Here is an 11,847-nt window from a genome sequence, read left to right as displayed (position 1 = left end):
CTCCCCCGCCCCTCTCCCGCCTTGCGGGAGAGGGGCGGGGGAGAGGGCCGGCCTTTCAAGCTCCGATCAGCCATCTCGGTACGCAAGCGCTTGCCCTCTCCCCGCCCCCTCTCCCAGAGGGAGAGGGGAGAAAACCCAGAGGGGAGCAAACACCGCAGCGCTCAACACCGTCAGACACCATTGCTATACTCCAGCGGCATCACACACCAGCCGATGGAGCCCCCGATATGCGTCTCGACGACGAAGCCGAAAGCCAGAATGTGGAAGACCGCCGGGGCGGTGGCGGCGGAGGATTTCCGCTGGGTGGCAAGTCGATTGGCATTGGCACGGTAGTCATCGCGCTGGCGGCGTCCTATTTCTTCGGCATCGATCCGATGCTGATCCTGCAGGGCGCGTCCAATCTCCAGCCGCAGCAGGCGCCGCAGTCGCAGGCACAGCGCGCGCCGGCCGCCGATCAGTTGAGCGTGTTCACGCGCAAGGTCCTTGGCAACACCGAGCGTACGTGGGACCACATCTTCCAGACCGATCTGAACCGCCGTTACGCTGCGCCCACGCTTGTGATGTTTTCGGGTGCCACGCCCACGGCGTGCGGTACGGGGCAATCCGCAATGGGACCGTTCTACTGCCCGGCCGACCAGAAGGTTTATATCGATCTCGCGTTCTATAACGAACTGCGCCAGCGCTTTGGTGCGGGTGGCGATTTCGCGCAGGCGTATGTGATCGCGCATGAGGTTGGGCATCACATCCAGAACCTGCTCGGCGTATCGGGCAAGGTCGATTCGGCGCGGCGACGCATGGGCGAGGCGCAGGCCAACCAGTTGTCGGTGCGCATGGAATTGCAGGCCGACTGCCTGGCAGGTGTCTGGGCCGCCACGGCGCAAAAGCTCAACCAGCAACTGCTGGAGCCCGGCGATATCGAGGAAGGATTGAAGGCCGCGGCAGCCATCGGCGACGACCGGCTGCAGAAACAGTCGCAAGGCTATGTGGTGCCCGAGGCGTTCACGCACGGCACCAGCGAGCAGCGTGTGAAATGGCTGCGCCAGGGGCTCAACACGGGCGATATCCGCAAATGCGATACGTTCGCCGCGAAGCAACTCTAGGCGAAGTCTGAAGGGATAGCGGGAAAGACAAGGCGGGGAAAAATCACCTGCGCAGCGGAGAGAGAAGGAGGAGGTCGGCTGCGCAGGTGGGAGAGAAACTGGAAATCAGGATCGGCGGCCCGCCATCAAGCGGGTCGCCGATTTGCTTTCTGCTGGGCTATCAAACCTTGTAGCCGTACAGATCGCCATTGCGCGAGTTGTCGAGCGCCGATCCGGAGATCTCGCCGCTGAATGCGCGCGAGCCTTCGCTGTAGCTGTCGAACTTGCCTTGCCGGGCGCCTTCGCTGAAGGTATCGAACTTGCCCTGACGGGCACCGTCCGTGAAGGTATCGTACTTGCCGATCTTCGATCCTTCGCTGAACGTGTCGAACTTGCCGGTGCGCGCGGCGTCGGCATACACGTCGAACTTGCCCACCTTCTTGGTGGCGGCGGGTGCGGCAAATGCGGTCGACGCGGCAAACACGGCGAGCAGCAGGGCACCGCCAAGGGTACGTCTGGCGTTCATCTGGGACTCCTTCAACTGATTCACTACTTTTTTATGGTCACTGCCGACAACTTGCCCGATGCACTATCTATGTAGCGATGCGAGCACGGACTGAAGGTTAGTGGGTAGTAGATCAGCGAGAAATACCGCTGCGACGAATGGTGCGTTGCAAGCCGTGAAACGACGGGGTCGGGAGACGAGCGGGTGCTACCGGAGGGTAGGTTTGGAAGGGCTCCCCTCTCCCGCGCAGTGGGAGAGGGGTTGGGGGAGAGGGTTGGAGGTTCTGCTTGCCGACTTGTGGCAATTTGAACTGCTGGCCCTCTCCCCCGCCCCTCTCCCGCCGTGCGGGAGAGGGGAGAAAACCGTTAGAAACGTGGGGCTTTCAAAGCGTGAACTGCCCACTCGCCTCCGGCTGAAACGCAATATCCACAATCGTCACGCGCTGCGCCATACCATTCGGCAACCGGTAATCCACCGTCTTCCCGGCGCGCGCACCCAGCAACGCCTGGCCAATCGGCGAGAGCACGGACAAACGTCCCGCCGCCAGATCCGCATCGTCGGGGTAAGCCAGTGTCCACTCACGTGGCTGGGCATCACCCTCCAGCGTGCAGACCACGCGCGAGTTCATCGTCACAACGTCGCGAGGGATGGCATCGGGCGTGACGATGGCGGCGCGCTCCAGCAGTGCGTCGAGCATTTCATCGAGCTCGGCGGTGCCGGCGCGGCTGGCAATGGCTTCCAGGCGCGTGACGTCGAGTTCGGTCAGGTACAGCGTAGGTGCTTTGGTCTTTGCCATGGCAATGCCTCTCGCAAAAGCGGCGCCGGCGCAGCAAGTCTGCCCGGCAGGCCGTGGATGAATCGATAGGGAGAACGCGGTGCTGCGGCCCGGTTCGGCACCGGACCCTAAGCGGCGGGGTCAGTCAGGCCGGGAACCGGGCGGGATCAAGCGGGGCGTTGATCCGGCGGGTCTGGGTGATGGGCTGCATCATCAGACGTGCGCGCACCGGTCGCGCGGAGCGGACCATGGCAAGTGCGGCGAACGAAAGACGACGAGGCATCGTGAGAATTTTCTGAATTAGTTGAAGCAGGAAAAGCCGCTGCGCGTGGTGTCAGCGCAACGCGAACGGCCATGCTAGCACAGGCCCGTGCAGAGGGGCTCCCGGAAATAGCGGGGAAAACCTCAGCCGCTCAGTGGCGCGGGTGGCATTCGCATGCGGCGCCTTCGGCCGCCTGCTGCAGGTTCTGCAGGATGCCGCACTCACTGGCCGGATGAGGATTCGGGTTCTCGCACGTATGGCGCAGTGCGCGCAACTGGGTTTCCAGTGCCTCCAGTGCCACGCGCTGGGCGTGGATCTGATCGATCTGACGGTCGAGCAACGTGTCGATATCGTCGCAGGCCAGCGACGGATTGCGCTGGAAATCCCGCAGCCGCCGCACATCGGCCAGGCTCATTCCCAGCGAACGGCAGTGGCGCACGAAATTGAGTTGCACGAGGTGCGGATCGCCATAGCGGCGATACCCGTTGTCTTCGCGGGCAGGTGCGTCCAGCAGCCCTTCCCGCTCGTAGTACCGGATGGTTTCCACGTCGCAGCCGCTGTGGCGCGACAGTTCGCCGATGCGCATATCCAGACCTCCATCCCTGTAGTTGTTACAGGGTTAGCCGCCAGTCTAGACCGGTTGCGCAGGCCGTGCAAAACCCGGACCGCGCGCATGGTCTCGCACCTGCCAATGCACGGGCCGCAGCATGTCGACAATGACATCGACACCGAGGGCGGGCTGCGCCGTGCCGCACATGAAGATATCCACCGCCGCGTAACCGTACTCCGGCCACGTATGGATGCTGATATGGGACTCCTTCAGCAGCAGTACCCCCGTCACGCCGAGACCGGGACCGAAGTGATGGAGCCGCGCATCCACCACCGTGGCGCCGGCCGCATGCGCCGCATCGCGCAGGACACGCTCGATGTGTACCGCATCGGTCAGCGCAGCCGCAAGTACGCCCTGCATGTCGAGCAGCAGGTGCTGGCCGAGCATAGGCGGGCAGATCAGTGTGGGCGCATTCATCGCGTATCGATCGCAGATTACTTGTGACCACCGCCACCAGACGACCAGCCGCCGCCGGAACTGCCCCAGCTTCGGCTGCCCGATGACGATCCGTTCGTGGACCCTATCGTGTAGAACGTGACGCCGAACAGGATGATGATTCCGTAGACCAGAAACAGGAAACGCAAGTCAGCCCCTCTTTTTAATCGTCATCGTCATCCGCATCGGCATTGCCTCCGGACATGGAGGCAGCCACCCAGATCGGCGCCCACAGTAACAGCGTGCCGACAATCAGCGCGGCGAAGCTGGCCCGACCAAACAGCGCCAGCGGTCCATTCAGCAGCCACATGATGATGGCAACGCCCCAGGCCACCTTGCGGAAGTAAGCCAGGTCGCCGGTCTGCGCGGCGGCGCGCGGTGTGTCCTTGCGTGATTTCGCGGCGGCCAGCGCCTTGTTGCCCTTGAACCATTCCGCCACCTGCGTGCGGCTGACCGTGGTGGAGCGCGTCCACACGATCTCGGTCTCCGAGGCTTCGCGCGTCAACCTCCGCACCGGAGGACCAAACTCGGTCAGCATCGTGGCGTCGCCGGCCTGCACGCGCCAGTTGAACGTGCCCGCTGCGTACAGCACCGTGCTGCGGTAGTGGAAGCCGCGCTCGTACTTCTGTCCGCCGAGCTTCACCGATGCCGGCAACGATGTGTCCGGCCATTCGTCGAGCACCTGCACGCGGTCCCAGCCCGCATCCTGCTCGACGAGCCAGATAAAGCCGGACTGTTCGTTGAACAGCAGGTACTCGATCCACGTTGACGATTCTTCTTCATCGTCGTCCACGCACTGCAGCAGGCCCAATACTGTGTACGGCTTGCCGTCGATGGTGCCGATCTCGCCGGGTGTCAGGCTCGTCTGCAATGCCTCGATCTCGGCGTGTTTCTCCAGCACGATGGCGGTCGACGTGGTGCAGTCCACCTCGCTATGGCAGCTCGGACACACCACAAAACTCGCCACGCCCATGCGCCAGCTGATCGGACTCCCGCAGTTGGGGCAGGACAGTGGTACGGCCTTGCCGCGATAGCGGTCGGCGGTACGGCCGATGGCATCGGCCTCACGCAGGAACTGGGCCTTCAATTGCGGCAACATCACCGCCTGGCCCGTGTACACGGCAGGCGGATAGCCATCCGCGTAGTCGAGCGTCAGGAATTTGTCGGCGACCCGGAAGTCCGCCACCTGGGCCGTCCATCCGGATGCCACCTGGAACGGCAGTTCGCCCTCGCCACCCGTGCAGCGTGCGGTGCGCACGTCGCTGGCCTCGAAACGATGGTTGCCATAGAACAGATGCGTGCCGGGACGCAGCGCATCGAAACGCGGCATTTTGCTGACCGATGCACGCTTCGCCTCGTCGTCCGGTACGCGTCGCGTGAGCATGTACTGGCCCGATGCATCGGCCAGCCAGCCGTCCGTACCATCGTCGAACAGCACGTACCACTCGTTCCACAGCCCCGCGTCGTAGCGCAACTGGATGCGGCCCACCAGCGTGAAGCCCTGCCCCTGCCACGTACCGCTGGTGTGGATCTGCAGCGGCGTGTAGTCCTCCAGCACGGCGGACATCTTGCCGATGTCGCGCACCTGGTCGGCCTCGCGCAGCAAGGTGCTCTTGCAGTACTCGCAGACCGCCATGACGGCGGCGGACGAACGAAAGCTGACCTCCGCGCCGCAGCCCGGACAGTTGACCGTTTGCATGCAGGCTTAGCCGATCAGCTTCTTCAGGATCTCAGCCTTGGCCGTATCGAACTCCGCCTGCGAGATCAGGCTCTTGTCGAGCAACTCCTTGAGCTTCTGCAGGCGCGCGGCGGGGTCATCGGCAGCGGGTGCAGCAGCCGATGCAGCAGCCACAGGCGGAACCGCAGGCGCGGGTACGCCGGGTGCGCCGGCCACACCGCCAACCAGGCCACCCGCCATGGCCTGGCCCATCACCGCACCGGCCGCGAGTCCAGCGCCAATGCCGGCGATACCACCTTCGTTCTGCGCCGCGAGCGGGATCGAGCTGGCCACCTGGTACTGCGTGTACTTGGCCATATCGCCCATCATGCCCATCGAGATCCGCGTGTCGATGGCCTTCTGCAATTCCTCCGGCAGCGACACGTTGGTCACGGCGAAGTTGTCGAGCGCCACGCCGTAGCGCGCGAACTCTGGCACCAGCTTCTCGCGGATGGTCTGCGCCATCAGCGGCTGGTTGGCGGCCATGTCGAGGAACGGGATCGACGACGCGCCCAGTGTGCCGGTCATCGTCGCAATCAGCAGGTTGCGCAGTTGCTCCTCGACCTCGTCACGCGTGTACTCGGCGCGCGTGCCGCTGATCTCGGTGTAGAACAGCTTCGGATCGACGATCTTGTACGAGTACAGGCCGAACGCGCGCAGCCGCACCATACCGAAGTCCGCATCGCGGATCGTGATCGGCTGGGCCGTGCCCCACTTGCGACCGATCTGGAGCCGCGTGCTGAAGAAGTAGACGTCGGACTTGAAGGGCGACTCGAACAGCTTGTCCCAATTCTTCAGGTACGTGAGCACCGGCAGCGTCTGGGTGGTCAGCTTGTACATGCCCGGCCCGAACACGTCCGCGATCTTGCCTTCGTTGACGAAGACCGCCATCTGGCTCTCGCGCACGGTCAGGCTGCCGCCGTACTGGATTTCCATGTCCTCCATCGGATGGCGCCACGCCAGCACGCCGTCTGTATCCTCCGTCCACTGGAGGATGTCGATGAACTGCTTCTTGATGAATGACCCGATGCTCATGGCTGCGCCTCGCTAAAGGGAAGGTTGCGGCGGTTCAGGACAGGCAGGCGGCGTTCAGCACGCCCACCGATACCGACATCGTGCCCATGAGCCCGCCCATGGCGATGTTGTTCGATTCGATGGCCGCGTCCATGTCGGGCAGCGCGCGGGCCAGCGCGGCATAGACCACGGCCTGCGCGAGCATCGCACCAAACGACCAGACCAGGAACATCAGGAACGTGTCGTTGTGCTGGATGCTCGATGACAGCGTGAAGCAGAATCCAAGCACGCTCCCACCCAGTGACAACGCCGCCGCGATGTTGCCCTGGCGGATCAGCGTGAACTCGTGGAACGGGGTGATCCTGGTGTAGACTCCGACGAACACTACCAGCAGCACAAGGCTTGCCAGCAGGTGCTCCGCGTAGGCGTAGATGGGTTGCATGTCCGGGTTGTCCGTATCGTGCTGCTGCCGCAGGAAGTTGCGGCAAAGTATATCCGCAGTCCCATTTCTTCCACTACCAATTCCGTGACAATCTGGGCGTGTGTTGCGCGCCCGCCGACCCCTTGCGACCGCCTTCCATGCGCGACCGTACCCTTGTCCTGTCGGTGTTGATCGTAGCCTCCTGCGGGCTGGGCTACGAACTGATCGCCGGCGCATTGTCCAGCTACTTGCTGGGCGATTCCATCCTCCAGTTCTCTTCCATCATAGGCTGCTACCTGTTCGCCATGGGCGTGGGGTCGTGGCTGTCGCGCTATGTGAAAGACGAGGATGTCCTCACGCGATTCATCGATATCGAGATCCTCGTCGGGCTGCTTGGCGGCATCTCGGCGGCGCTGCTGTTCGTGGTGTTCGCGTGGCTGTCGGCACCGTTCCGCACCGCGCTCTACGCGCTGGTGTTCGTGATCGGCGTGCTGGTGGGCATGGAGATTCCACTCGTCATGCGCATCCTCAACGCGCGCAAGGCGCAGTTCAGCGATCTGGTCAGCCGCGTGCTCACGTTCGACTATCTCGGCGCGCTGGCGGTATCGCTCGTGTTCCCGCTGGTGCTGGCGCCCCGGCTCGGGCTGTCGCGCACGGGATTCCTGTTCGGCATGCTCAACGTGGGCGTGGCGCTGTTCACGCTGCATATCTTCCGCAACGAAATTTCGCGCGTGATCATGCGTGCGATGCGCGCCGGCATCGTGCTGGCGGTGCTGACTGCCGGGTTCATTGGCTCCACGCAACTGACGCAATGGGCCGAGCGCGGACAGTTCGGCGACGAGATCATCCACAGCGAAAGCACGCCGTACCAGCGGCTGGTGATCACGCGCTGGAAGGACGACCTGCGCCTGTACATCAATGGCAATCTGCAGTTCTCCTCGCGCGATGAACACCGCTATCACGAAGCGCTGGTGCATCCGGTGCTACAGGCGCTGCCCTGGGCACGGCGCGTGCTGGTGATCGGTGGCGGCGACGGGCTGGCGATGCGCGAAATCCTCAAGTATCCGCATATCGAACATGCCACGCTGGTCGACCTCGATCCGGCGATGACCACGCTATTCTCGCGGAGCGAACCGCTGCGCGCGCTGAACCAGGACTCGCTCACCGACAAGCGCGTGACCATCGTCAACGCCGATGCCGCGCAGTGGCTGGAGACGAACAGCGAGAGTTTCGACGCGATCATCGTCGACCTGCCCGACCCCTCGAACTTCGGCCTCGGCAAGCTCTACTCCGTGCCGATGTACCGGCTGCTGTCGCGCCATCTGGCCGAGAAGGGTTACGCGGTGGTGCAGTCCACCTCGCCCTACTACGCGCCGCGTTCGTTCTGGGATATCGACGCCACGCTGCGCGAAGCCGGCCTGCATACGTGGCCGTATCACACCTATGTGCCGTCGTTCGGCGAATGGGGCTTCATCCTCGCGGGCAAGCGCGACGACTACACGCCGCCCACGCACTATGACGTGCCCCTGAAATTTCTCGATGCCGCCAGCACCGCGCTGATGTTCAGCTTCCCCGCCGATATGGCGCCGCGCCAGGGTCAGGCCAACCGCCTCAACGAACAGACGCTGGTACACGACTTCGAGAAGGACTGGCGCAATGTCATTCGATAGCGTGACGCGCATCGCAGCATGGATCGACGACGTTTCCTGATCGCAGCATCCACGGCTGCATTGGCAGGTTGCGAGCGGCTCGGCGATGAAGCCTCGCGCTTCCTTGCGGGCGTGGGGCTGCGCGAACCCGAGCCGCTCGTGCTGCGTCCCGGCATGGCGGAAGGTCACGCGCTGCGCGACATGCGCAACATACGCGAATGGCCCGCGCCCGATGGCGAGCAACGCGTGGACGTGGCGATTCTCGGCAGTGGCATCGGTGGGGTGTCAGCAGCGTGGCAGTTGTCGCGCGCCGGCCATCGCAACTTCATCATGCTCGAAGGTCCCGAGTTCGGCGGCAATGCCGCAGGCGGGAGCTTTGGCGAGATCGGCTTTCCGCGCGGCGCGCACTACCTGCCGCTGCCGTCCGCTGAATCGACCCATGTGCGCGAGATGCTGGCCGACCTGGGCGTCATCGAGCGCGATCCCTTCGATGCGCGTCCGCGCTTTGACGAACGCTTTGTCGTCCATGCTCCCGAGGAACGTCTCTTCTTCGAAGGCGCATGGCACGATGGCCTGCTGCCCGACAGCGATACCTTCCACGATCAGCACACGCGTTTTCTCGCTCGCATCGATGCGTTGCGCACGACGACGGGCACAGATGGCCGCAAGGTGTTCGCGATCCCGCTAGCCGAGTCGTCGCGTGATCCTGCGTGGCGCGCACTCGATCGGCAGACCTTCCGGACATGGCTGGACGCCGAAGGTTTTACGGCACCTACGCTGCACTGGTATGCGGACTACTGCTGCCGCGATGACTACGGCGCGGGTTCGGACGTCGTGTCGGCCTGGGCCGGCCTGCACTACTTTGCGAGCCGGGGCGGCCATGCGAGCAATGCCACCGATGGCGCCGTGCTGACCTGGCCCGATGGGCTGCACGGACTTGTCACGCGGCTTGTGACGAAGATCGACCGCCGCGTGGGCCAGCAACGGCCCTGGCGACAACCGGGCATGGCCGTTCGCATCGAGCCGGATGGCAAAGGCGTGCGCGTGCTCACCGTGCAATGGCCGGATGGCATCACCCAGCCGCCGAGACTGCGCCACATCCGTGCGCGCCGCGTGATCTGCGCGATGCCGCTTCATGTGGCTGCACGCATCATGCCGCTGGGCCCGCTCGGCTTCGATCCCGCCGTGCACCTGCAGCATCACGCGCCGTGGCTGGTGTCATCGTTCCGCTTGCGCGGCTTTCCGCAGGAAGCGGCCGGCGTGCCTTTGGCGTGGGACAACGTCGTGCATGGATCGCGCGGGCTGGGCTATGTGGTGGCCACCCATCAATGGATCAGGCAGGCGCGCCCGGCGCAAACGGCTTTCACGGCGTATTGTCCGCTCGATGCTGCGGCAGGCGTACCGGCTGGTGCCGATCCCGATACCGTGCGCCGCTGGCTGGCCGACGCCTCGCCCGCAGCGCTGATGGAGATCGCCAGCGCCGATCTGCGCCAAGTCTATGGCCGCGAGTTCTGGCGTCATGCCGATGCCGCGGAGATCACCGCACGCGGTCACGCGATGGCCACGCCGGTGCCCGGTTTCCTTGCCAACCCCGGCCTTGCCGCGTTGCGTGCGGCGGATGGTCCGGTGCTGTTCGCGCATGCCGATCTGTCCGGGCTGTCGGTCTTCGAGGAAGCCGCGTGGTGGGGCACGCGGGCGGCACTTCATGTCGTCGGGTGATCGGTCGGATAGATAAGCCGCGTAGCTCGGGGCGCACCCTGCGCACCGGTTCGCCATCCTGTAGAATCGACAGCAACATTTTCTGTCTCCTGCGTCACCCGCCCCCGTGCAACCGCTTCGCTTCCTGTTGATGATCGTGCTGCTTGCCTTCCTGCCCCTGCAGGCATGGGCCGGCATTGGCATGTCGGCATCGGCCAGCGGCATCGACATGGTGCAACCCGCGCCGCTCGCGCAAGAGAACTTCGCGGTGGCGGCTGATCAGGCCGACCTCGCCGCGCCTCTTGCGCCCGATTCTTCCTATCCCTCGGATACCGCCGAACCGACGCCACTCGGCGCCGATTTTGCCGAGCAGTTGCTGCCCGCGCCCGTGCCGCGCGTGATGGCCTCTGCTGCACGCGGCACCGTGCCCCGCTACGCGGTGGCGCGATTGCCCGATCCCGACCTGCCTCTGCTGCCGCGCCCACCGCGCGGCTGACCCCGTTTCGCGCGGAGTCTCTTCCGCGCCCTTACGTTGCATGGCACGCTACCCGTGCCGTGCGCGCTTGCGGCCCCGCCGCGTCTTGTTATCCCCACATCCATGAAACGAATATTCCTGTTCCTGGCGACCAACCTCGCCGTCATGCTCGTCCTCAGCTTCACGGCCAGCCTGCTGGGCGTGAACCGCTTCCTGACTTCCAACGGACTGAATCTCGGCACCCTGCTGGCGTTTGCCGCGCTGATGGGCTTCGGCGGCTCGTTCATCTCGCTGCTGATGTCCAAGACCATCGCCAAGTGGTCTACGGGTGCGCAGGTCATCACGCATCCGAGCACCAGCACCGAGCTGTGGCTTGTGCAGACCGTGCAGAAGCTCGCCACGCGCGCCAACCTGCCAATGCCTGAAGTGGCAATCTACGATGGCGAGCCCAACGCGTTTGCGACCGGTGCCTCGAAGAAGAACTCGCTCGTGGCGGTGTCCACCGGCCTGCTGCAATCGATGTCGCATGACGAGGTGGAGGCTGTGCTCGCGCACGAAGTGGCGCACATCGCCAATGGCGACATGGTCACGCTGACGCTGATCCAGGGCGTGGTGAACACGTTCGTGATCTTCATGGCACGCGTGGTGGGCTACTTCGTCGACTCGTGGCTGCGCCGCAACGACGAGGAGTCGAGCGGCCCCGGCATCGGCTACATGATCACCGTCGTGGTCTGCGAGATCGTGTTCGGTATCCTCGCCAGCATCATCGTTGCCGCGTTCTCGCGTCATCGCGAATACCGCGCCGATGCAGGCGCTGCGCAACTGATGGGCTCGCCGTCGCCGATGGTGTCCGCACTGCGTCGCCTCGGTGGTCTCGATGCCGATGGCCTGCCGCAGAACATGCAGGCGATGGGCATCTCGGGCGGCAAGTCGTGGCTGGCGCTGTTCTCGAGCCACCCGCCGATTGAAGCGCGGATCGCGGCGTTGCAGTCCGCCCGCTGATTTCGCGTTGGTGTTCTCCCCTCTCCCTCTGGGAGAGGGGTAGGGGAGAGGGCAAGCGGTGAAAATCGCGAGGTGTCGGCAAGCAGAACTTCTGGCCCTCTCCCCCAACCCCTCTCCCGCTCTGCGGGAGAGGGGAGCAAACCGACAGGGAAGCAATTACCTCAATTAAAAACATCCTGCCGATATCTCCCCCGCTCCACCATCC

The 11,847-nt window shown here is 64.3% G+C and carries 14 protein-coding genes; 5 read left to right on the top strand and 9 right to left on the bottom strand.

Going from position 1 to position 11,847, the window contains the following annotated elements:
- The first annotated feature begins 227 nt into the window (after nucleotides 1-227).
- Complete coding sequence (gene ypfJ / locus FFS21_RS30690) at nucleotides 228-1,100, top strand: KPN_02809 family neutral zinc metallopeptidase (RefSeq protein ID WP_137928440.1); 873 nt, start codon at nucleotides 228-230, stop codon at nucleotides 1,098-1,100.
- A gap of 160 nt (nucleotides 1,101-1,260) precedes the next feature.
- On the opposite strand, the gene FFS21_RS30685 is transcribed toward ypfJ, so the two are convergent.
- From FFS21_RS30685 to FFS21_RS30655, 9 genes are all read right to left on the bottom strand, one after another.
- Nucleotides 1,261-1,605, bottom strand: a complete 345-nt coding sequence (locus FFS21_RS30685) for a hypothetical protein (protein ID WP_137928439.1) — start codon at nucleotides 1,603-1,605, stop codon at nucleotides 1,261-1,263.
- A 361-nt stretch (nucleotides 1,606-1,966) separates the two neighbouring features.
- On the bottom strand, nucleotides 1,967-2,380 hold the full coding sequence (gene rnk, locus FFS21_RS30680; protein ID WP_137928438.1) for a nucleoside diphosphate kinase regulator: 414 nt from the start codon (nucleotides 2,378-2,380) through the stop codon (nucleotides 1,967-1,969).
- Nucleotides 2,381-2,504: 124 nt separating this feature from the next.
- Nucleotides 2,505-2,642 (bottom strand): hypothetical protein, encoded by a 138-nt coding sequence (locus FFS21_RS32335; protein ID WP_212745281.1) that lies wholly within the window; start codon nucleotides 2,640-2,642, stop codon nucleotides 2,505-2,507.
- A gap of 130 nt (nucleotides 2,643-2,772) precedes the next feature.
- Nucleotides 2,773-3,207 (bottom strand): Cd(II)/Pb(II)-responsive transcriptional regulator, encoded by a 435-nt coding sequence (locus tag FFS21_RS30675; RefSeq protein ID WP_137928437.1) that lies wholly within the window; start codon nucleotides 3,205-3,207, stop codon nucleotides 2,773-2,775.
- Nucleotides 3,208-3,252: 45 nt separating this feature from the next.
- Nucleotides 3,253-3,648, bottom strand: coding sequence for an adenosylmethionine decarboxylase (speD, locus tag FFS21_RS30670; protein WP_137928436.1), 396 nt, complete (start codon nucleotides 3,646-3,648; stop codon nucleotides 3,253-3,255).
- 17 nt (nucleotides 3,649-3,665) lie between these two features.
- Entirely contained in the window at nucleotides 3,666-3,815 is a 150-nt protein-coding gene (locus FFS21_RS32180) for a hypothetical protein (RefSeq protein ID WP_171020530.1), read from the bottom strand.
- A gap of 14 nt (nucleotides 3,816-3,829) precedes the next feature.
- The gene (locus FFS21_RS30665) at nucleotides 3,830-5,365 is read right to left on the bottom strand and encodes a DUF4178 domain-containing protein (protein WP_137928435.1); all 1,536 of its coding nucleotides are present in this window, start codon (nucleotides 5,363-5,365) and stop codon (nucleotides 3,830-3,832) included.
- Nucleotides 5,366-5,371: 6 nt separating this feature from the next.
- The gene (locus tag FFS21_RS30660) at nucleotides 5,372-6,418 is read right to left on the bottom strand and encodes an SPFH domain-containing protein (RefSeq protein ID WP_137928434.1); all 1,047 of its coding nucleotides are present in this window, start codon (nucleotides 6,416-6,418) and stop codon (nucleotides 5,372-5,374) included.
- Between the two features lie 34 nt (nucleotides 6,419-6,452).
- Nucleotides 6,453-6,839 carry a DUF350 domain-containing protein gene (locus FFS21_RS30655; RefSeq protein ID WP_137928433.1) on the bottom strand — a complete coding sequence of 129 codons (387 nt, stop codon included), beginning with the start codon at nucleotides 6,837-6,839 and terminating at the stop codon, nucleotides 6,453-6,455.
- A 137-nt stretch (nucleotides 6,840-6,976) separates the two neighbouring features.
- On the opposite strand from FFS21_RS30655, the gene FFS21_RS30650 reads away from it, so the two are divergent.
- The 4 genes from FFS21_RS30650 to htpX all read left to right on the top strand — a co-directional run bounded on the left by FFS21_RS30650 (nucleotide 6,977) and on the right by htpX (nucleotide 11,642).
- Nucleotides 6,977-8,488, top strand: a complete 1,512-nt coding sequence (locus tag FFS21_RS30650; RefSeq protein ID WP_137928432.1) for a polyamine aminopropyltransferase — start codon at nucleotides 6,977-6,979, stop codon at nucleotides 8,486-8,488.
- Nucleotides 8,489-8,506: 18 nt separating this feature from the next.
- On the top strand, nucleotides 8,507-10,186 hold the full coding sequence (locus FFS21_RS30645; protein ID WP_137928431.1) for an FAD-dependent oxidoreductase: 1,680 nt from the start codon (nucleotides 8,507-8,509) through the stop codon (nucleotides 10,184-10,186).
- A 106-nt stretch (nucleotides 10,187-10,292) separates the two neighbouring features.
- Nucleotides 10,293-10,661, top strand: a complete 369-nt coding sequence (locus FFS21_RS30640) for a hypothetical protein (protein ID WP_249359758.1) — start codon at nucleotides 10,293-10,295, stop codon at nucleotides 10,659-10,661.
- 102 nt (nucleotides 10,662-10,763) lie between these two features.
- Nucleotides 10,764-11,642, top strand: a complete 879-nt coding sequence (gene htpX / locus FFS21_RS30635; RefSeq protein ID WP_137928430.1) for a protease HtpX — start codon at nucleotides 10,764-10,766, stop codon at nucleotides 11,640-11,642.
- Nucleotides 11,643-11,847 lie beyond the last annotated feature (205 nt).

The organism is Cupriavidus sp. 2SB, from assembly GCF_005503625.1.
In the GTDB taxonomy this organism is placed as follows: Bacteria; Pseudomonadota; Gammaproteobacteria; order Burkholderiales; family Burkholderiaceae; genus Cupriavidus.
Note: the sequence above shows the minus strand (reverse complement) of the source record. Positions and strands in the feature narration are given on the sequence as shown.

Excerpts from the sequence above, each read along its gene's own strand:
- FFS21_RS30685 (WP_137928439.1), bottom strand. The coding sequence starts at position 1,605 with ATGAACGCCAGACGTACCCTTGGCGGTGCCCTGCTGCTCGCCGTGTTT.
- FFS21_RS30650 (WP_137928432.1), top strand. The coding sequence starts at position 6,977 with ATGCGCGACCGTACCCTTGTCCTGTCGGTGTTGATCGTAGCCTCCTGC.
- FFS21_RS30660 (WP_137928434.1), bottom strand. The coding sequence starts at position 6,418 with ATGAGCATCGGGTCATTCATCAAGAAGCAGTTCATCGACATCCTCCAG.
- FFS21_RS30665 (WP_137928435.1), bottom strand. The coding sequence starts at position 5,365 with ATGCAAACGGTCAACTGTCCGGGCTGCGGCGCGGAGGTCAGCTTTCGT.
- speD (WP_137928436.1), bottom strand. The coding sequence starts at position 3,648 with ATGAATGCGCCCACACTGATCTGCCCGCCTATGCTCGGCCAGCACCTG.
- rnk (WP_137928438.1), bottom strand. The coding sequence starts at position 2,380 with ATGGCAAAGACCAAAGCACCTACGCTGTACCTGACCGAACTCGACGTC.
- ypfJ (WP_137928440.1), top strand. The coding sequence starts at position 228 with ATGCGTCTCGACGACGAAGCCGAAAGCCAGAATGTGGAAGACCGCCGG.
- FFS21_RS30655 (WP_137928433.1), bottom strand. The coding sequence starts at position 6,839 with ATGCAACCCATCTACGCCTACGCGGAGCACCTGCTGGCAAGCCTTGTG.
- FFS21_RS32335 (WP_212745281.1), bottom strand. The coding sequence starts at position 2,642 with ATGCCTCGTCGTCTTTCGTTCGCCGCACTTGCCATGGTCCGCTCCGCG.
- htpX (WP_137928430.1), top strand. The coding sequence starts at position 10,764 with ATGAAACGAATATTCCTGTTCCTGGCGACCAACCTCGCCGTCATGCTC.
- FFS21_RS30675 (WP_137928437.1), bottom strand. The coding sequence starts at position 3,207 with ATGCGCATCGGCGAACTGTCGCGCCACAGCGGCTGCGACGTGGAAACC.
- FFS21_RS30645 (WP_137928431.1), top strand. The coding sequence starts at position 8,507 with ATGGATCGACGACGTTTCCTGATCGCAGCATCCACGGCTGCATTGGCA.